The sequence below is a fragment of the Streptomyces sp. CB02980 genome, from assembly GCF_014451325.2.
Lineage (GTDB): Bacteria > Actinomycetota > Actinomycetes > Streptomycetales > Streptomycetaceae > Streptomyces.
This window is the reverse complement of sequence record NZ_JACSCH020000022.1, coordinates 76,644-94,499: the sequence shown is the minus strand read 5'-3', so window position 1 is coordinate 94,499 and position 17,856 is coordinate 76,644. Positions and strand designations below refer to the sequence as shown.

Annotated in this window: 14 protein-coding genes and 1 pseudogene; 6 read left to right on the top strand and 9 right to left on the bottom strand. The window is 72.3% G+C overall.

All coding sequences use genetic code 11. The annotated features are described in order from the left end of the window. Window position 1 precedes the first annotated feature (1 nt). The gene (locus E0F75_RS34085; RefSeq protein ID WP_308189629.1) at window positions 2-568 is read left to right on the top strand and encodes a universal stress protein; all 567 of its coding nucleotides are present in this window, start codon (window positions 2-4) and stop codon (window positions 566-568) included. On the opposite strand, the gene E0F75_RS34080 is transcribed toward E0F75_RS34085, so the two are convergent. Next, entirely contained in the window at window positions 539-1,231 is a 693-nt protein-coding gene (locus E0F75_RS34080) for a class I SAM-dependent methyltransferase (protein WP_229314833.1), read from the bottom strand. The genes E0F75_RS34085 and E0F75_RS34080 overlap by 30 nt on opposite strands. A gap of 578 nt (window positions 1,232-1,809) precedes the next feature. Here E0F75_RS34080 and E0F75_RS40800 point away from each other — a divergent pair. Next, window positions 1,810-1,911: pseudogene (locus E0F75_RS40800) on the top strand (TOBE domain-containing protein); the annotation flags it as partial. Window positions 1,912-1,996: 85 nt separating this feature from the next. Here the strand turns inward: E0F75_RS40800 and E0F75_RS34070 are convergent. From E0F75_RS34070 to E0F75_RS34050, 5 genes are all read right to left on the bottom strand, one after another. Further along, complete coding sequence (locus tag E0F75_RS34070; protein WP_229314832.1) at window positions 1,997-3,934, bottom strand: ABC transporter permease; 1,938 nt, start codon at window positions 3,932-3,934, stop codon at window positions 1,997-1,999. Window positions 3,935-4,030: 96 nt separating this feature from the next. Then, window positions 4,031-4,867, bottom strand: coding sequence for a molybdate ABC transporter substrate-binding protein (gene modA, locus E0F75_RS34065; protein WP_229314831.1), 837 nt, complete (start codon window positions 4,865-4,867; stop codon window positions 4,031-4,033). 89 nt (window positions 4,868-4,956) lie between these two features. Further along, window positions 4,957-5,343 (bottom strand): molybdopterin-binding protein, encoded by a 387-nt coding sequence (locus tag E0F75_RS34060; RefSeq protein WP_229314830.1) that lies wholly within the window; start codon window positions 5,341-5,343, stop codon window positions 4,957-4,959. Between the two features lie 106 nt (window positions 5,344-5,449). Further along, a complete protein-coding gene (locus E0F75_RS34055) occupies window positions 5,450-8,251 on the bottom strand; it encodes a molybdopterin-dependent oxidoreductase (protein WP_229314829.1) in 2,802 nt (933 codons plus the stop codon). Continuing rightward, window positions 8,248-9,099: a xanthine dehydrogenase family protein subunit M gene (locus E0F75_RS34050; RefSeq protein ID WP_229314828.1), complete on the bottom strand. Its 852-nt coding sequence runs from the start codon at window positions 9,097-9,099 to the stop codon at window positions 8,248-8,250. Before E0F75_RS34050 ends, E0F75_RS34055 begins: the two co-directional genes overlap by 4 nt. Before the next feature lie 227 nt (window positions 9,100-9,326). Between E0F75_RS34050 and E0F75_RS34045 the strand changes: the two genes are divergently transcribed. After that, entirely contained in the window at window positions 9,327-10,856 is a 1,530-nt protein-coding gene (locus tag E0F75_RS34045; protein ID WP_229314827.1) for a PucR family transcriptional regulator, read from the top strand. Window positions 10,857-10,871: 15 nt separating this feature from the next. On the opposite strand, the gene E0F75_RS34040 is transcribed toward E0F75_RS34045, so the two are convergent. Together E0F75_RS34040 and E0F75_RS34035 are read right to left on the bottom strand one after the other, a co-directional pair. Then, window positions 10,872-11,270, bottom strand: coding sequence for a molybdopterin-binding protein (locus E0F75_RS34040; RefSeq protein ID WP_229314826.1), 399 nt, complete (start codon window positions 11,268-11,270; stop codon window positions 10,872-10,874). Window positions 11,271-11,315: 45 nt separating this feature from the next. Next, a complete protein-coding gene (locus tag E0F75_RS34035; protein WP_229314825.1) occupies window positions 11,316-12,749 on the bottom strand; it encodes a PLP-dependent aminotransferase family protein in 1,434 nt (477 codons plus the stop codon). Here E0F75_RS34035 and E0F75_RS34030 point away from each other — a divergent pair. Beyond that, window positions 12,748-13,986, top strand: coding sequence for an aminotransferase class V-fold PLP-dependent enzyme (locus E0F75_RS34030; protein WP_229314824.1), 1,239 nt, complete (start codon window positions 12,748-12,750; stop codon window positions 13,984-13,986). The two genes, E0F75_RS34035 and E0F75_RS34030, sit on opposite strands and share 2 nt — an antisense overlap. Then, on the top strand, window positions 13,983-15,170 hold the full coding sequence (locus tag E0F75_RS34025; protein ID WP_229314823.1) for an MFS transporter: 1,188 nt from the start codon (window positions 13,983-13,985) through the stop codon (window positions 15,168-15,170). Before E0F75_RS34030 ends, E0F75_RS34025 begins: the two co-directional genes overlap by 4 nt. A 291-nt stretch (window positions 15,171-15,461) precedes the next feature. On the opposite strand, the gene E0F75_RS34020 is transcribed toward E0F75_RS34025, so the two are convergent. Continuing rightward, window positions 15,462-16,568, bottom strand: a complete 1,107-nt coding sequence (locus tag E0F75_RS34020; RefSeq protein WP_229314822.1) for a magnesium and cobalt transport protein CorA — start codon at window positions 16,566-16,568, stop codon at window positions 15,462-15,464. A 146-nt stretch (window positions 16,569-16,714) separates the two neighbouring features. Here E0F75_RS34020 and E0F75_RS34015 point away from each other — a divergent pair, with 146 nt between their 5' ends. Then, window positions 16,715-17,830, top strand: coding sequence for a winged helix DNA-binding domain-containing protein (locus E0F75_RS34015; protein ID WP_229314821.1), 1,116 nt, complete (start codon window positions 16,715-16,717; stop codon window positions 17,828-17,830). Window positions 17,831-17,856 lie beyond the last annotated feature (26 nt).

Here is a 17,856-nt window from a genome sequence, read left to right as displayed (position 1 = left end):
CGTGGTCGGGACGAACGGATCCCTGGGGAGCCTGGCGGCCCTGCACGAGGCCGCGACCCGGTCCCGGGCGCGGGCGGCGGAGCTGGTGGTCGTCATGGCCTGGCAACCCCCCGGCGGCGGCTCCGGCAGCCGGGCCTCCTGCGGGCCCTCCGTACTGGCCGACTGCCGGGACGCGGCGGCCGCGCTGCTGCGCGAGACCCTCGAAGCCTTCGGCGCCTGCCGGCCGGGTGTGACTCCGGTCGGGCGCCTGGTCCGGGGCACCCCCGGTGTCGCCCTCGTCGACGCGGTCCACGACCCCGGCGACCTCCTCGTCGTCGGCACCGGCTCGCGCGGGCTGCTGCTCAGGGTGCTGCGACCGTCCGTGGCCCGCCACTGCCTGGCGCACGCCCCTTGCCCGGTTCTCGCGGTGCCGCCCAGCCCTCTTCAGGCCGACCTGGAGCACCTGAACCGTCCCGGCGGCGATGGGTGGCGCGGACTCCTTCCGGGACCCCGTTCGGCGTTGCCGCCGCGGTCGCGCGGCCGGTTCCTGCCGCAGGGTTCAGGGCGTGGCCCGGACGATGACGAGTGAGCCCTCGAACGTCGGTCGTGTGCGCAGGTCGCCGAAGCGCTCGTCCCAGGTGCCGGACGTCAGGTCGTGGCGCAGGGCGCGGTCGAAGCGTTCGCGGACGCCGTCGTCGACGAAGCTCCAGGCGGAGCAGGCCTGGCGGGCCGCCGGGTCGAGGAGCATCTCGGGGCGGCCGTAGTACGCCTCGTTGAAGCCGTCGGTGCAGTCGAGGGGGATCGGCACGGCTTCGACCGTGCACGATCCGCCGAGCGCGGCCGCGATCTCGTCGACGGGCGGGTGGCGGCGGGCTTCCGTGTCGAGCACCTCGGGTGCGTAGTCGTACAGCCAGAAGTCCCGTACCGTCGCCGGGTCGCAGGTGAGGACTACGACAGGGCCGCGGGTCACCCGGCGCATCTCCCGGAGGCCGGCGGTCGCGTCGCTCCACCGGTGCAGGCTGAACAGCGTCATCGCGGCGTCGAACTCGCCGTCGGCGAACGGCAGGTCCTCGGCGACGTTCTCGTACGATCCGGCGCCCGCACCGACGTCGAGCACGTTGCGGGCCCCTCCGAGGGCGTCGGCGACGAACCGGGCGACGCGTTCGTCCGGCCTGCGGCAGCCCGACGATCCGGATCCGATCGTGCCGTGGTCGACGTCGTGGGCGCCGCCGTCGCGCGTACGTGTCTTCATGTGCCATGCCTCGCCTCGTGAGCAGGAACAGCGGGGCAGGGAGGAACGTGGGCGTCGGTGTGGTCGCCCTGTCGCCGCCGCCCCGCCAGTCGCTTGCCCCATCCTGCATCTGCTGGCCTGATCCCACAATTGATTCGTGAATGCTTGGTCGTTCGCCCGTATCGGCGTGCAAATGTGGTGTGGAGGATTGGAGGTATCGACAGCGTCGACGGCCGCTGCAGCGGCGGCGGGGGTGTCGGTACCGGCGAAGCGACCCTCCCGGTCGTCGGCCCTGCGGGCCGCGCGCCGCAGGGTTCCTGCGCGCCGAACACCGCGAACAGCGCGCAGGACCCCCCCTGGTCCGGTTGTTCCCGGCGGCGAGAGCCACTCCGTCGCCGAGGCCGGTGTGAGCAGTGAATCAGTCGTCACCCCGGCGCGACGACTGGATACAGACACAGAAAAAGGCCTCGATGACCGAGGTCGGTACAGGTGATCATCCAAGAGGGAATCCTGCCTCTCCGGATCACATCTGCAAGGCAGGGCATGGATCTCATCTTGCTGATGCGGAGTCGCGAGGCTTCGAGCGCCACGACACGTACGTCGCCGCCGCGATCACGACCGACGCCGTCAGGGACCTGGGCCTGGCCGAGGGTTCGGCGGTCGAGGCGCTCGTGAAGTCGACCGAGATCTCCCTCGCTTCCGCCTGGCCCCGCGCCTCATGGCCGAGGCCTCATGACCGAGACCTCATGGCCGAGGCCTGATGCGCGGTCAGAGCGTGGGGTCCCGTCACAGCGGCACGATCGTCGCCTCCGTCGCCTTGACGCTCGTCCAGACCGACACCCCGTCGGCGAGGCCGAGTTCGGCCGCCGACTGCGGTGTGATCTCGGCGACGAGGTCGGGGGCCCGGTCGGAGATGATCAGGACCCGGAGCCGGCTGCCGCTCGCCGTGATCTCGCGTACGGTGCCGGGCCAGACGTTACGGGGGCTGCCCGTGGGCTTCTCGCGGTGGACGGACACCGACTCGGGCGCGACGATCGCGAGCGCGGGGGTGCCGGGCGGCGGCGGGTCGGTCGCGACCAGGGTGCCGCCGCCGTCCAGTGCGAGGCCCTCCGGGGTCGCCGTGCCCGGCCAGGCGTTGCGGCCGAGCATGCGGGCGACCCAGGGGGAGCGGGGGTGCCGGGTGACCTCGACGGGGGCAGCGTCCTGGAGGGCCCGGCCCTCGTCGAGGACGAGGACGCGGTCGGCGAGCGAGACCGCTTCGACCGGGTCGTGGGTGACGATCAGACAGACGCCGCCGAAGTCGGCGAGGTGGGTGCGCAGGGTGTGGCGTACATGGGCGCGGGTGGTCTGGTCGAGCGCGGCGAGCGGTTCGTCGAGGACGAGGAGCCGGGGCCGGGCGGCCAGTGCCCGGGCCAGGGCGACGCGCTGCGCCTGCCCGCCGGAGAGCTGGGGCGGCCGGCGATGGGCGAGCGGGCCGACTCCGAGCCGGTCGAGCCAGGTCTGTGCCTCGTGCCGGGCCTCGGCACGCGCGACGCCCTGGGCGCGGAGTCCGTACGCCGTGTTCGCGAGGGCGCTCATGTGCGGGAACAGTGCGCCGTCCTGGGGGACCCAGGCGACATGCCGCCGGTGCGGGGGCAGCGCGGTGACGTCCTCTTCGCCGAGCCGCAGGTCGGCGTGGGCGCGGGGGGTGAGCCCGAGGAGGGCGCGGAGCAGCGTGGTCTTTCCGGCGCCGTTGGGGCCGACGACGGCGATGGTGGTGCCGGGGTCGGCGTCCAGGGTGAGTCGGGTGAAGCCGGTGACCTCGGCGTGCAGCGCCCAGTGCCGGGTCCCCTTCGGGGCGACGGGCGCAGCGGAGGCCGACGGGACCGGCGCCGGTTCCTCGGGGCCGGCCTCCGGGGCAGGGCGGGGGCGGCGGTCCGAGGGTGTTCCCGTCCACCGGCCGCGCAGGGCGATCAGTACGCCCATGGCGATCGCGAGGAGCAGGAGCGAGACGGAGGTGGCTGCCTCGGGCTCGTCCTGGAGCAGCAGGTAGACCTGGAGCGGCAGCGTCTGCGTCGTTCCCGGCAGGTTCCCGGCGAAGGTGATCGTGGCGCCGAACTCGCCCAGCGCCCGCGCCCAGGTGAGGGCCGCGCCCGCGATCAGGCCGGGCGCGACCATCGGCAGCGTGACGGTGAAGAAGACCCGTACCGGCGAGGCGCCGAGCGAGGCCGCCGTCTCCTCGTACCGCGGCCGCAGCCCGCCGAGCGCGCCCTCCAGGCTGATGACGAGGAACGGCATCGCGACGAACGTGGCCGCGATCACCGCCCCCGACGTGTGGAACGGGAAGGTGATGTCGAAGGTGCTCTCGAACCAGGGGCCGAGGAGCCCGCGCCGGCCGAAGGCGAGCAGCAGCGCCACACCGCCGACCGTCGGCGGCAGCACCATCGGCAGCAGGACGAGGGAGCGGACGAGCGCCTTGCCGGGGAACGGCACGCGGGCCAGCAGCCAGGCGAGCGGCACACCGAGGACCAGGGAGAGCCCCAGCGCCCAGAACGACACGACGAGGGAGAGCTTCAGCGCCTCGACCGTGCCCGGTGAGCGCAGATGGTCGGCGAGTTCGCCCCACTCCGTCCGGACGAGGATGCCGAGCAGCGGCAGGGTCAGGAACGCCACGGCCAGGAGCGCGGGCAGCGCGAGAGTCAGGGGCGGCCGGGTGCCGGCCGCGCGTACGCCTGCTCGTTTCATCGTCGACCCCGAAGACATGAGGGAGGAGGGCTGTCCGTTCCCCCGGGACGGACAGCCCTCACGATCTGGTGATCCCGGACGGTTGATCCCGGACGGCTACGGCTTCTGGAAGCCGGCGTCCTGGAGGATCTTCTGGCCTTCGGGCGAGGAAAGCCAGGCGACGAACGCGGCGGCCGCCTCGGCGTTCTTGGAGTCCTTGATCGTGGCGGCCGGGTACTTCGCGATGGCGTTCTGGTCGTCGGGGATCTCGACGGCGTCGACCTTGTCGGCGGCGCTCGCGGCGTCCGTCTTGTAGACGAGGCCGGCGTCGGCCTCGCCGAGCTCGACCTTGCTGAGGACGGCGCGCACGTTCGGCTCCTGAGAGACCGGCTTCACCGTGACCTTCTGGGCGTCCAGGATCTGCTTGCTGTACTTGCCGGCCGGGACCTCGGGGGCGGCGAGGACGACCTTGAGCTTGGTGTCGGCCAGGTCCTTGAGGTCGTCGACCTTGAAGGGGTTGCCCTCGCCGGTGGCGATGACGAGCCGGTTCTTCGCGATGATCGCGGGGGTGCCGGTGTCGGCCTTCACCTTGTCCATGCTCTTGGTGTCGGCGGTGACCAGGACGTCGGCGCGCGAACCCTGCGAGACCTGCGCGACGAGCTCCTGCGAGCCGGCGAAGGAGAAGGTGAGCTTCGTGCCCGGGTGGGACTTCTCGTACGCGGCCCCCGCCGTCTTGAAGACGTCGGTGAGCGAGGCGGCGGCGAGGACGATCAGGTCGGCCGCGGGCGCGCCGCTCGCGGAGCCGGTGGCGGATGCGGACGCCGAGCCGGAGGAGCCGGCGGCGTCCTCCTTGGTGTCGTCGCTGTTCCCGCAGGCCGCGAGCGGCACCAGCAGGGCGGCGGTGAGCACGGCGGCGGCGGTACGGCGTCTGGCGGGGGTGTGGGTGAGAGACATGAGGGTCTGGACTCCTTGATGGGAACGGAAGATGCGGTGGGAGGCGGCCGCGCCGACGGCCGAGCTGCTCGGTACTGCGTGAGGGGTGGTCAGGTGCGGTCGATGTGCACGCTGGTCGACTTCACGCGGGCGGTGGCCTGCACGCCGACTTCCAGTCCCAGTTCCTCCACGGCCTCACGGGTGAGGAGGGAGACGAGCCGGTGCGGACCGGCCTGGATCGTGACCTGGGCCGCGACGTCGCCGAGCTTGATCGCCGTGACGATCCCCGGGAACGCGTTGCGCGCCGAGGTGTACGACGCGTCGTCGTCGCCCTGCGCGATCTCCACGGAGAACTCCGCGAGCGACTTCCCGTCGATGACACGCCGACCGCTCTCGTCGCGGTGGGTCGCCACCCTGCCCGCGTCCGCCCAGCGCCGCGCCGTGTCCGGGCTGACGCCCAGCAGACGAGCGGCCTGCCCGATCGTGTAGGACTGCATATGCGACACCGTAGGCCGTGCTCGATCTCATCTGCAACAACGTCGTGGGACTCTCCATGGCGAATGAGAGGGGGGTTGGAGGAAGTGACGAGAGAGGTCGACGGTGTCACCGGGTGATACGCGGGTCTCGGACCTCGGACCTCGCCTGTCGGTCGAGGGCGAGCCAGACGCGGTCGCGGGTCACCGGCAGCTCGGTGAAGCGGATGCCCGTGGCGTCCCGCAGAGCGTTGGCGAACGCCGGGCCGACCGGATTGAACGGGCTCTCGCTCATCGACTTCGCCCCGAGCGGGCCGATCGCGTCGGACGTCTCCGTGAAGTGGACCTCGGTACGGGGGACGTCCGCGTACTGGGGAAGCCGATAGCGGCGGAACGCGGCCGTGGTGACCTCGCCGCGCTCGTCGAGCCGCACGGTCTCGAAGAGGGTCGCGCCCAGCGCCTGGGCGACTCCGCCCTCCACCTGGCCGCGGCACTGCATCGGGTTCATGACCTTGCCGGCGTCGGCGGCGTGCACGCTGCGCAGGATGCGGATCTCGCCGGAGCCGGGGTCGACCGCGACGCGGAACCACTGGGCGTTGAAGGCCACCGAGCGCGGCGAGCCGCCCCAGTGCCCGTCGGCCGCCAGCTCCTCCGCCGCGCCGAGCGCGTGACCCGCCTCGTACAGCTCCTTCAGGGTCACCGTACGGCCGGCGCAGTCGACGGACTCGGCGCCGAGCACGCACAGGTGGCGGGCCACGCCGGCGTGACGGGCGGCAAGGGTCCGGAGCCGTTCGGCGAGGGAGGTCGCGGCGAGCAGGACGGCCTTGCCGGCGACGACGGTGCCGGCGGAGCCGAAGGCGCCGGTGTCGTGGCGGACGACGTCGGTGTCGGACTGGCGGACGGTGAGGCGGTCCTCGGTGGTGTGGAGGGCCCCGGCGGTGATCTGCTGGTGGACGGTGGTGGTGCCGTTCCCGAACTCGGCGGTGCCGACGGCGATGTCGTAGGTGCCGTCCTCCAGGAGCGACACGCGGGCGTCGGCGTAGTGGCCGCCGGGCGGTCCGGTGGCGATCATCGCCATCGCGGTGCCCTGGCCGACCAGCCAGCCCTCCGGTGCCTCCTCGGCACTGCGGTCCTCGGCCAGGGCGTTCCGGACGACCGACAGGCACTGGTCGAGGCCGTAGGAGGCGATGTACAGGTCCTCCTCCTCGCCGATCGGGCTGTGCATGCCCTCGCCGGCCCCGATGATGTTCTTCTCCCGGAGGACGAGGGGGTCCATGCCGAGGCGGCGGGCCAGTTCGTCCATGACGGACTCGACGGCGAAGGTGACCTGGCCGAGGCCGTAGCCGCGGAAGGCGCCCGCCGGGACGGCGTTGGTGTAGACGGAGAAGGCGTCGACCTTCTTGTGCGGGGCGCGGTAGACCGCGAAGGACTCGCCGACGCTGTGGAACATCACCGCGGGGCCGTGGTTGCCGTACGCGCCGGTGTTGGACACGACCCGCATCCGCACGGCGGTCAGCGTCCCGTCGGCGCGGGCGCCCACCTTGATGCCGATGGTGAACGGGTGCCGGGTGGTGGCCCCGTAGAACTGCTCGGCCCGGGTGTACTCCAGCTTCACCGGCCGGCGCAGCTTCAGCGCGGCCAGCGTCACGATGTCCTCGGTGAGCATCTCCTGCTTGCCGCCGAAGCCGCCGCCGACCCGGCCGGCGACCACCCGCACCTCGTCCTCCGGCAGGCCGTACAGCGCGCACAGGGCCCGTCGGGTCAGGAACGGCGTCTGGGTGGAGGAGCGCACGGTGAGGCGCTCGCCCGTACCGTCCTCCTTCGGCTCGAGGTACGCGACGCAGCCGTGGGTCTCCAGGCTGGCGTGCTGCACGCGCTGGGTGCGGAAGGTCTCCTCGTACACGACGTCGGCCTCGGCGAAGCCCTGCTCGACGGAACCGATCTCGCCGTGGACCTCGCCGGCGACGTTGTTCTCGACCCGGGCGATCCGCACCTCCGGCCCCTTGCCGGCGTGCAGGACGGGGGCGCCGGGGCGCATCGCCTCCTCCGGGTCGGTGACGTACGGGAGTTCCTCGTACGTCACCTCGATGCGGCGGCAGCCCTCCTCGGCGGCCTGCTCGCTGTCGGCGACGACGGCGGCGACCCGCTGCCCGACGTACCGGACGACGTCGTCCAGGACCCGGGTGTCGTCGGGGTCCTCGGTGGGATGCTCGTGCCGGGCCGAGGAGTACAGGGTCGCCGGTGCGTCCTCATGGGTCAGTACGGCGTGGACGCCGGGGACCCTGAGCGCGGCCGAGGTGTCGATCGCCAGGATCCGGGCGTGCGGGTGCGGGGAGCGCAGCAGCTTCATGTGGAGCAGGCCCGGGACCTCGACGTCGAAGGTGTAGCGGGCGGTGCCGGTCACGACCTGCGGTCCTGCCGGGGCGGCGACGTTGCGGCCCACCGCCTTTCCGGCGCAGGGCCGTTCGGTGTGCTGCACGCCCCGGACGGCGTCCTCGATCGCCCGGTAGCCGGTGCAGCGGCAGATGTTGCCCTTGAAGGCGCGGGGGAGATCGTCGAGCTTGCCGTCGTCGTGCGCGGAACCCCGCTCGGCTTCCAGGGCGGCGGTCGTCATCAGGAACCCGGCGGTGCAGAAGCCGCACTGGTACCCCTGCGCGTCGAGGAACTTCTGCTGTACGGGGTGGAGTTCGCCGTCCCGGGAGGCGAGCCCCTCCACCGTGGTGACGGACCGTCCCTCGGCCCGCACGGCGGGGTAGAGACAGCTGTGCACCGGCGCACCGTCCACGTGGACCGTGCAGGCCCCGCAGTCGCCGGCGTCGCAGCCCTTCTTCACGCCGAACCAGCCCCGCTCGCGCAGATAGGTGCGCAGGCACTGGCCGGAGCGCGGCTCGGTGTCGAACGGGCGGCCGTTGACGTGGAGTCCGAAGCTCATCGGGCACCTTCCTGGGAGCCGTGGGGTGTGGTGGGCGCGGTCAGTTCGCGGCGGACCTCCTCGGCGAGGCGCAGGCCCATGTGCCGCCGCCACTCGGGCAGTCCGTGGATGTCGTCGAACCACTCGGAGCCGGACACCGCGGCGTCGATCGTGGTCCGGAGGTGCTCCGCGGTGGGCGGCAGCGGGAACCAGAACCGGAACGGGCGGGTGGTGGCCGCGGTCACCGTCACCGCGAGCGAGCCGTCCACCGGGTCGAGCGCCCCGATCACCAGGGCCCCGGACCGGCCGAGCCCGTACAACGACGCCTGCCGGTAGGCCGTACGGCACTCCAGCGCGCGCCCGGGCAGGGTCACCGAGCGCAGCAGTTCCCCGTCCGCGAGGTCCTTGACGCCCGCGCCCCGGATGAAGTCGGCCGCCTTCACCTCACGGGTGGAGCCGTCCTGCGCCTGGAGGAGACAGGTGCCGTCCAGGGCGGCGGTGAGCGAGATCATCGGCCCGGCCGGAAGGCCGTTGCAGAGGTTCCCGCCGACGGTGGCCATGTTCCAGATCTTGAACGAGGCGAGGAAGGCCCGGCAGCACTGCTCGAAGAGCGGTGCCGCGGGGGAGTCGAGGAAGCGCCGCCCGAAGCGGGACAGCTGGGTGATCGTGCAGGTCGCGGCGATCTCCAGCGAGCCGTCCGCGTGACGCCTGAGCGGCTCCCAGCCCATCCGGCTCAGATCGAGCAGCCGTCGCAGGTGGGGCTGGGGCTCGGAGAACAGGTACGTCCCGCCCCCCAGCCACGCGTCCCCGGGGCGCCAGGGCTCACGCAGGCGCGCGTCCCTCACGTCCGTGATCGTGTTCAGGTCCATCCCCACCACTGCCTTCCGACCGGTGCCTTCAGGCCAGTGAAGCCCGGCGGAGACCTGCCGCACGACTGGACGGGAACCCGGAAAACATCCACCTCCCGGCCCCCGGTGCTGGATGATCGACCAGGAACGGTTCTCCGCCTTCACCTTGGCATCTACGATGCATCGACTCGTATTCGCCTCGTGAATGTGAGCGCGGGCCACTCCCGCGACCGCGCAAGGAGCCACGTATGCACGTCGACCACCTCCTCCGGCTCGACCGCCTGGACCTCTCCCTCGTCTGGGGCGACGAGTCGCTCCTCGGCCAGGAGATCGCCGGGGTCACCGCGACCGACCTGGAGGACCCGGAGCGCTTTCTCCAGCCGGGCGAGGTCGTGCTGAGCGGACTCGTGTGGTGGACCCCGGACGGCGCACCGGCCAAGACCGACCACTTCGTGTCGGCCCTGCGCCGGGCGGGAGCGGTGGCACTCCTCGCCGGCGAGGAGACCCACGGACACGTGCCGCGCGAACTCGCCGACGCCTGCCGCAAACACCGCGTCGCCCTGATCGCCGTGCCCCCGCACACCGGCTTCCGGGCCATCACCGAAGCCGTGTACCTGCGGCAGTGGGGCGAACTCAGCCGCCGCCCCACCGGGCACCACGCCCTGCCGGAGAACGTCCGCCTGGACCTCGACCGCGCCCTGGAGAGCGGCGCGACGGCCGGCGAGCTGCTCGACCGGGCCTTCGCCCATCTCGGCTCGCCCGCCTGCCACTTGCTCACCGCCAGCGGCCGCACCGTCACCCGGACCGACGCCGCGGCGGAACTCCCCGCCAGGGCGGCCGTGGAAGCCCTGCGTGGCGGGCAGGGCACGACACTGCGCGTCGAGGCCGAGGGCACGGACTTCGACACCTGGTACCTGCACCTGCCCGAGGAGGGACAGGTGCCCCCGAGGGTCCTCCACGAGATATCCGAACTCCTGGGCCGTCACCGCCGCCGCCAGGACCGGCACCGGGCGGCACGCGGCCCCGCCGCCGCCCGGCTGGTGGAGGCCATCGGCGCCCCGCGCGCCGACACCGACCACCTGCGGGACGCGCTGGCCTCCTGCGGTCTGGGCGACCGGGCGGCGTACACGGTGGTCGTCGCCTCCCTGGAGCCGAACGCGGACGCCGGCGCCGACGGCATCGCCGCGCTCACCGAGGCACTCGGTCATCTGACGTCCGTCGCGTTCGCCGTCGCCCCGTGCGCCGGCGACGAGGTGGCGGCCGTCCTCGCCCACGAGGCCGTCACCGCCGACGCCACGAGGGATCGCCTACGGGAGGTGTGGCCCCTGGTGCAGGCCTGCCGCCCGGAGAGCATCTGGCAGGCCGGCCTGAGCACGCCCGTCGCGACGCCCGCGGAGCTGAACACCGCGCTGACGCAGGCCCGTTACGCCCTCGCGGCGGCCCGTACCGCGACACGTCCGGCTCCACGGGTCGCCGGGCTCAGCGACCTCGACGGGCTCGCCCTGCTGCTGGGCGGCATCCCCGACGCCGTACGGGAGGTCTACCGAGAGACGGTCCTCGGACCCCTGCTGAACGGAGGGCGGTCGGGGGTCATGCTCCTGGACACCCTGGAGGTCTTCCTGGCGCACGACTGCTCCTGGACACGGACCGCCGAGGCCCTGCACATCCACGTCAACACGGTCCACTACCGCGTCGAACGCATCGAGACCCTCACCGGCCGGGACCTGTCCCGGCTCGACGACCGGGTGGACCTGAGCGCCGCACTCCTCTGCCGCTGACCCCACCCCCGGCCGTCACGGCAGGTCGATGTGCACGCTGGTCGACTTCACCCGCGCCGTCACCGTGATCCCGACGTCGAGCCCCAGCTCCTCAACGGCCTCCCGGGTCACCAGGGACACCAGCCGGTGCGGCCCGGACTGCACCTCCACCTGCGCGGCCACGTCGTCGCTCCGCACCCCGGTGACGATCCCCACGAAGGAGTTCCGCACCGAGGTCGGCACATCGTCCTCGGGAACGGCGTGCAGCCCGGCCCCACGCTCCTGGGCGAAGCGGGCGAGCCCCACCCCGTCGATCACCCGGTTGCCCGAGCCGTCCCGGTCCATGCGCAGCCGACCGCCGTCCGCCCACCGGCGAACGGTCTCCGAACTCACTCCGAGCAGCCGCGCGGCCTGCCCAATGCTGTACGACGGCACCCCCGCACTCTAGGTCACGCCGGCGCCTCCGCGTCCCGGGCGTCGCTACAGCGCGCCTCGCTGCTGCCGAGGGCCGACATCCGCAAGCGCGGCTCCCAGTCGACGAGCACCCTCGGCCAGCTCGGCATGGTCGGCGGTCCCGGCGAACCCGATGCGCAGGTGAGCCGCCGGCGGCTCGGTGGCGAAGTAGCGACTGCCGGCGCTCACGGCGACGCCGTGCTGCCGGGCGGCGCCGGTGAGGAGCGTGTCGTCCACGCCCGACGGCAGGCGAACCCACAGGTGCAGCCCGCCCGTAGGCAACCCGGCCAGGGTCGCGCCGGGGATCTCCTGCGTGACCGCGGCGGCCAGTACGGCGCACCGCTCCCGCAGCGCCGCACCGAGAGAACGGACGTGGCGGTCCCAGGAGGGGGAGCTGAGCACTTCCAGCGCGGCTTCCTGGAGCGGGCGCGTGACGAAGAAGTCGTCGACCAGACGCACCGCCCGCATGCGCTCCATCACCGGCCCGCGGGCCACGAGGGCCCCGATCCGCAGGCTCGGTGCGGCCGGCTTGGTGAGTGAGGTGACATGGACGACCGTACCGTCCCGGTCGTCGGCGACCAGCGGCCGCGGCACGGCGCCGCCGTGTCCCAGGTGCCGTGCGAAGTCGTCCTCGACCACGAACGCGCCCGAGGCGCGCGCCACATCGAGGATCTGGCGGCGCCGTTCGGGCGTGAGCACGGTGCCGGTCGGGTTCTGGTAGGTCGGCTGGCAGTACAGCAGCCGCGCGCCGGTCATCGCGAACGCGTCGGCCAGCATGTCGGGCCGCAGGCCGTCTGCGTCGAGCGGTACCGGGACCGGCCGCAGCCCTGCGGCACGGGCGGCGGCCAGGGCCCGGGGGTACGTGGGGGACTCCACCAGGACGGGGCTGCCGGGCCCGGCGATGGCCCGGAACGCGATCGACAGGGCGCTCTGCCCGCCGGCGGAGACCAGCACGTCCTCCGGGACCACGCTGCCGCCGACGATCCGGGCGAACACGGTGCGCAGCGCCAACAGGCCGCCTGCCGGGGCGCGGTCCCACGCGTCCGGACGGCGTGCCGCCCGCGCCAGCGCCGCACTGAGGGCCCGGGTGGGCTGGAGCGATCGGTGCACGTAGCCGCCGTCCATCGTGATCGTGCCGGCCGGTGGCGGACCGAGCGGGTCGGCGATCAGGTGGGTGTCGACGGCGCGGTCGGTGAGGGCGACCGTCTGCCAGGACATGTCGCCTGCAGCGGCTGCGTCGCCGAACCGGGTGCGCTGCGCCACGTACGTCCCGCTGCCCGGTCGGGTCACCACGGCACCCTCGGCGGCCAGTGCGGCGATGGCCCGCGCCACGGTCGCCGGGCCGACCCGGTACTCCTTGATCAGCTCCCGGCTGCTCGGCAGCCGGTCGCCGGGCGAAAGCCGGGAGAGCAGCGTACGAAGACTGTCGGCCAACTCGCCAGAAGTGCTACCGTCATTCATGACAGATAAGAATAGCGCTACTGGCTCCGCTTCGGAAGCACTTCAGCTGGATGTCGCCGCTCTGCGGGCCGACACCCCGGGGTGCCGGCAGGTCATCCACTTCAACAACGCGGGCTCCGGCCTCCTGGCGGCCCCGGTCCTCGACGCGATGGTCGGCCACGTGAACCTTGAGGCCCGGATCGGCGGTTACGAGGCCTCGGCCGCCCGATCCGCCGAAGTCCGCGAGTTCTACACGGAGATCGCCGCCCTCATCAACACGACGCCCGACAACATCGCCTTCGCGGGCAGCGCCACTCACGCCTACTCCAACGCACTGTCGTCGATCCCGTTCGAGCCCGACGACGTCATCCTCACCACCCGCGACGACTTCGTCTCCAACCAGATCGCCTTCCTGTCCCTGCGCAAGCGATTCGGCGTACGCATCGTCCACGCGCCCGACGCACCCGAGGGCGGGGTCGATGTGGAGGCGATGGCCGCGCTGATGCGCACCCACCGCCCGCGCCTGGTGTCCGCCACCCATGTCCCCACCAACTCGGGCCTGGTCTCGCCGGTGGTCGAGATCGGCCGCCACTGCCGCGAGTCGGACCTGCTCTACCTGGTCGACGCCTGTCAGTCGGTGGGCCAGTTCGTCATCGACGTGGAGGAGATCGGCTGCGACTTCCTCACCGCCACCTGCCGCAAGTTCCTCCGCGGTCCGCGCGGCTCCGGATTCCTGTACGTCTCCGATCGCGTCCTGCGCGCGGGCTACGAACCGCTGTTCATCGACATGCACGGCGCTCGCTGGACCGAGCCGGGCGACTACGAGCCCGTCAGGACGGCGGCCCGGTTCGAGGAGTGGGAGTTGCCGTACGCCGCGGTGCTCGGCAGCGCGGCCGCGACGCGCTACGCCCGCGAGGTCGGCATCGAGGCCATCGAGCAGCGCACACCGATGCTCGCGGCCCGGCTGCGCGACCGGCTCGCACCCATCCCCGGGGTGCGCCTGCTCGACCGCGGCCGGCGTCTTGCCGCGCTCGTCACCTTCGGCGTGGAGGGCTGGCAGCCGGAGCCGTTCAAGGCGGCCCTGGACGCCCGATCCATCAACTCGGCACTCAGCTTCCGCGAGTTCGCGCAGCTCGACTTCGGGGACAAGGGCATCGAATGGTGTCTGCGCCTGTCGCCGCACTACTACAACACCGAGGAAGAGGTGGATCACGTAGCCGACGCGGTCGCGGACCTCGTCCGCCAGGGACGGCGATGACCGCCACGCAGATACGCACCGAGGAACCGTCCCAGGAGAGTCTCTGGCGCAACGGCGACTTCCTCAGGTTCTGGCTCGGCGAGACACTCTCGCTCCTCGGCACCCAGGTCACGAACCTCGCCCTGCCGCTGACCGCCATCATCGCCTTCAAAGCCACCGACGAGCAGGTCGGTGTCCTGCGGTTCCTGCAGCTCGTCCCGTACCTCGGGCTTGCCCTGGTCTTCGGGGTGTGGGTGGACCGGGCCCGACGGCGGCGGATCATGCTCGGCGCCAACCTCGTCCGGATGATCCTGCTGGCCCTCGTCCCCGTCCTGTACTGGACGGACGTGCTCAGCATGGGCTCGCTGCTCGTGATCGCCTGCGCCGTCGGCGTCGCCTCGGTGCTGTTCGACGTGAGCTGGATGTCGTACGTACCCACCCTCGTACGCGACCCCGATCGCTACGTGGAGGCCGGCGCCAAGATGGGGATGAGCTCATCGGCGGCGGATGTGGCAGGGCCCGGACTCGCGGGTGTCCTGGTCGGCGCCCTGACCGCGCCCGTGGCGCTGATCGTCGACGCGTTCTCCTATCTGGTGTCCCTGATCTCGCTGCTGCTCATCCGCACGCCCGAGCCCCGTCCCGGACCGTCGGCCGCACGGCGGCACCTGCCGACCGAACTCCGGGACGGCTTGCGCTGGGTGCTGAGGAACCCGGTTCTGCGGTCGCTGGCGCTGATCGGGTTCTGCTGCAACTTCTCCATGGTCACCGTGTGGACGATGTTCCTGCTGTACGGGGCACGGGACCTGCACCTGGACTCGACGACCCTCGGCGGTATCTTCGCCACTGCCTCCGTGGGAGGTCTGATCGGCGCGGCGATCTCCCGGAAGGTCATCCGGCGCTTCCGGCTCGGTCTCGTCTACCTCGTCGCCCAGTCGGTCCTCCTCATCGGCCCGACGCTGATCGCCCTGGCCGCCGGCCCACGGCCGGTGATGGTGGGGATGTTCGTCCTCTCCTTCTTCACCACCTACCTGGGACTCGGCGTCGCCGGCGTCGTCATCGTCAGCCTGCGGCAGGCCAGTACCCCGCAGTCGATGATGGGCCGGATGACGGCGGTCTTCCGCACCCTGCTGTTCGGCGGCGGCGCACTCGGCGGTCTGTTCGCGGGCCTGCTGTCGGGCCGGATCGGCGCCCGGGGGGGGCGTTGACCGTGGCGGCGATCGGCTCCGCCGCCGTGCTGATCGCGCTTGTCCTGTCCCCGGTGAGCCGGCTACGCGGCCTGCCGTCGGCGCCGGAGGAACCCGTCACGGCGGCAACGGACGGGCAGGCATCCGGCTGAGACGGAGAACGTCGCGGGGCCCCACCTTCAGCGGAGGGGCCTTCGGCGACGTGCCCGTCGAGGGGACCGGCGGAGGAAGCGAGATGCGAACGCCTGATTCGCCCCGGGCGGTCCGACGGACCGCTCCTCGGCGTTCGCAGGAGCCAGCCCGCCGGGCCGGCTAGAGCCAGTCGCGCTTCTTGAAGATCACGTACAGGCTCGTGCAGACCACGGCCATCAGCACGATCGCGAACGGATACCCGCCCGCCCAGTGCAGCTCCGGCATGGTGTCGAAGTTCATGCCGTAGATGGTTCCCACGAGTGTGGGTGCAAACAGAATGGCGGCCCACGAGGAGATCTTCTTGATCTCCTCGTTCTGTTCGAAGCCCGCCTCCGCCAACGCCCGCATCTCCGCGTTCTGTTGCTGGGTGACCAGGGTCGCGTTGACCGTGAGGATGTCCGCGAGTGCCTGGCGGAAGCCGTCGACGCGCTCGCTGGTGTGGGTGACGTGGTCCGCCACGTCGCGGAGGTAGCGCTGGAGTTCCTCGTCCGTGCCGTACTTGGCGAAGCCGGCCATCAGGCCGTGCAGCATGCCGACCAGGGGGCGGGTGGCGCGCTGGAACTCGACCATTTCCCGGGAGAGTTCGTAGATGCGGCGGGAGACCGCGGGGTCGCCGCCGAAGACCTCCGTCTCGATCTCGTCGATGTCGTTCTGGACGCCCGCCACCACCGGCGCGTAGCCGTCGACCACCGCGTCGAGGATCGCGTACAGGACCGCCTCCGGGCCCAGGGCGAGCAGCTCCGGGTCCTTCTCCATGCGGCGGCGGACCGTGGAGAGGTCCGGTGCGGCGCCGTGGCGGACCGTGATCAGGAAGTCCGGGCCCACGAAGACGTGGAGCTCGCCGAACTCGACCTCCTCCTGCGCGTCCAGGTAGCGGGCCGCCCGGAGGACCACGAAGAGCGTGTCGCCGTACCTCTCCAGCTTGGGGCGCTGGTGCGCCTCCATCGCGTCCTCGACGGCCAGTTCGTGCAGGTCGAACTCGGCAGCCAGGGAGTGGAGTTCCTCCTCGGTCGGGCGCTGGAGACCGATCCACGCCATGCCGTCCGGGTGCTCGCGCAGCTGCCGGAAGGTCTCCGCGAGCGTCGCCGGGGACGAGACGCGACGGCCGTCCCGGTACAGGCTCGCCTGCACCACGCTCCGCCGCTCCTCCGACGACTCCGGGGCGGCGGTCGTGGGCGGCTCCGCCGGGGGGCGGCGCCATGCCTGGCGTGGGCGACGGTCGGACATCTCGTGCACCTCCTGAGTCTCCGGGAAGGATATATGGGGTTGGTTTCGGGTGAATGGGGATGGATCGGCGCCCGGCGCCCCCCGTCGTGGCCTCGATCCCGCCTTGCGGACCGTATCTGTCCGCAAGTCCGGGTAGCGTGCCCGTCATGGCCCTCAAGACGACCCACCCCGTGCTCGGTGCCCGCGCCCTGAACCGTGCCACCCTCGACCGCCAGCTGCTCCTCCGCCCCGCCTCCCTGGGCGTCACGGAGGCCGTCGAGCACCTTCTCGGCCTACAGGCGCAGAACACCAAGCCCCCGTACTACGCGCTCGCCGCCCGCCTCGACGGATTCCGCCCCGAGCAGCTCTCCGCGCTCATGGAGTCCCGTGACGTCGCCCGTATCGTCACCATGCGCTCCACCGTGCACACCCACACCGCCCGCGACGCGGTCGCCCTGCGCGGGCTCGCGCAGGGCGGGGCCATCGACCGCGAGCTCGCCATCTTCGTCTCCCGCGGGGGCCTCGACGGCGTCGACCTCGACCGGCTCGCCGACCTCGCCCGCGCGCTCGTGACCGAGCGGCCCCGCACTCCCAAGGAACTGCGCGAAGCGCTGCTTCCCCAGTGGCCCGACGCCGACCCCCTGTCGCTCTCCGTCGCCGCCCGCTGCCTCCTTCCCCTGGTCCAGGTCACCCCGCGCGGTCTCTGGGGGCGCGGCGGCCAGGTCTCGCTCACGACGACCGACCAGTGGTTCGACGATCCCGCCGACGGCGCCGCCGATCTCGACGAGACCGTGCTCCGCTACCTCGGCGCCTTCGGACCCGCCTCCGTCAAGGACATGCAGACCTGGTGCGGCCTCACCAGGCTCGGCCCCGCCTTCGAGCGGCTGCGGCCCCGGCTCCTCGTCTTCCAGGACGCGCGCGGCACCGAACTCTTCGACCTGCCCGACGCGCCCCGCCCCGACGAGGACACCCCGGCCCCGCCCCGCTTCCTCCCCGAGTTCGACAACCTGCTGCTGTCGCACGCCGACCGCAGCCGTGTCATGCCCGCCGAGCACAAGGGCCGCACCTGGACCGGCAACCAGGCCCACCGCGTCTTCCTCCTCGACGGCTTCCTCGCCGGGCTCTGGCGCCTCGACGAGGGCAAGGACCGCACCATCCTCACCGTCGAGCCCTTCGGGCATGTGACGCGCTCCCAGCGTGCGGCCCTCACCGCCGAGGCCGAGCGGACCCTCCGGCTCATGACGCCGTCGGAGATCCCGTACGAGATCGTCCATGCGGAGTGACGGCGGGGCTGGTGCAGACGGCGGAG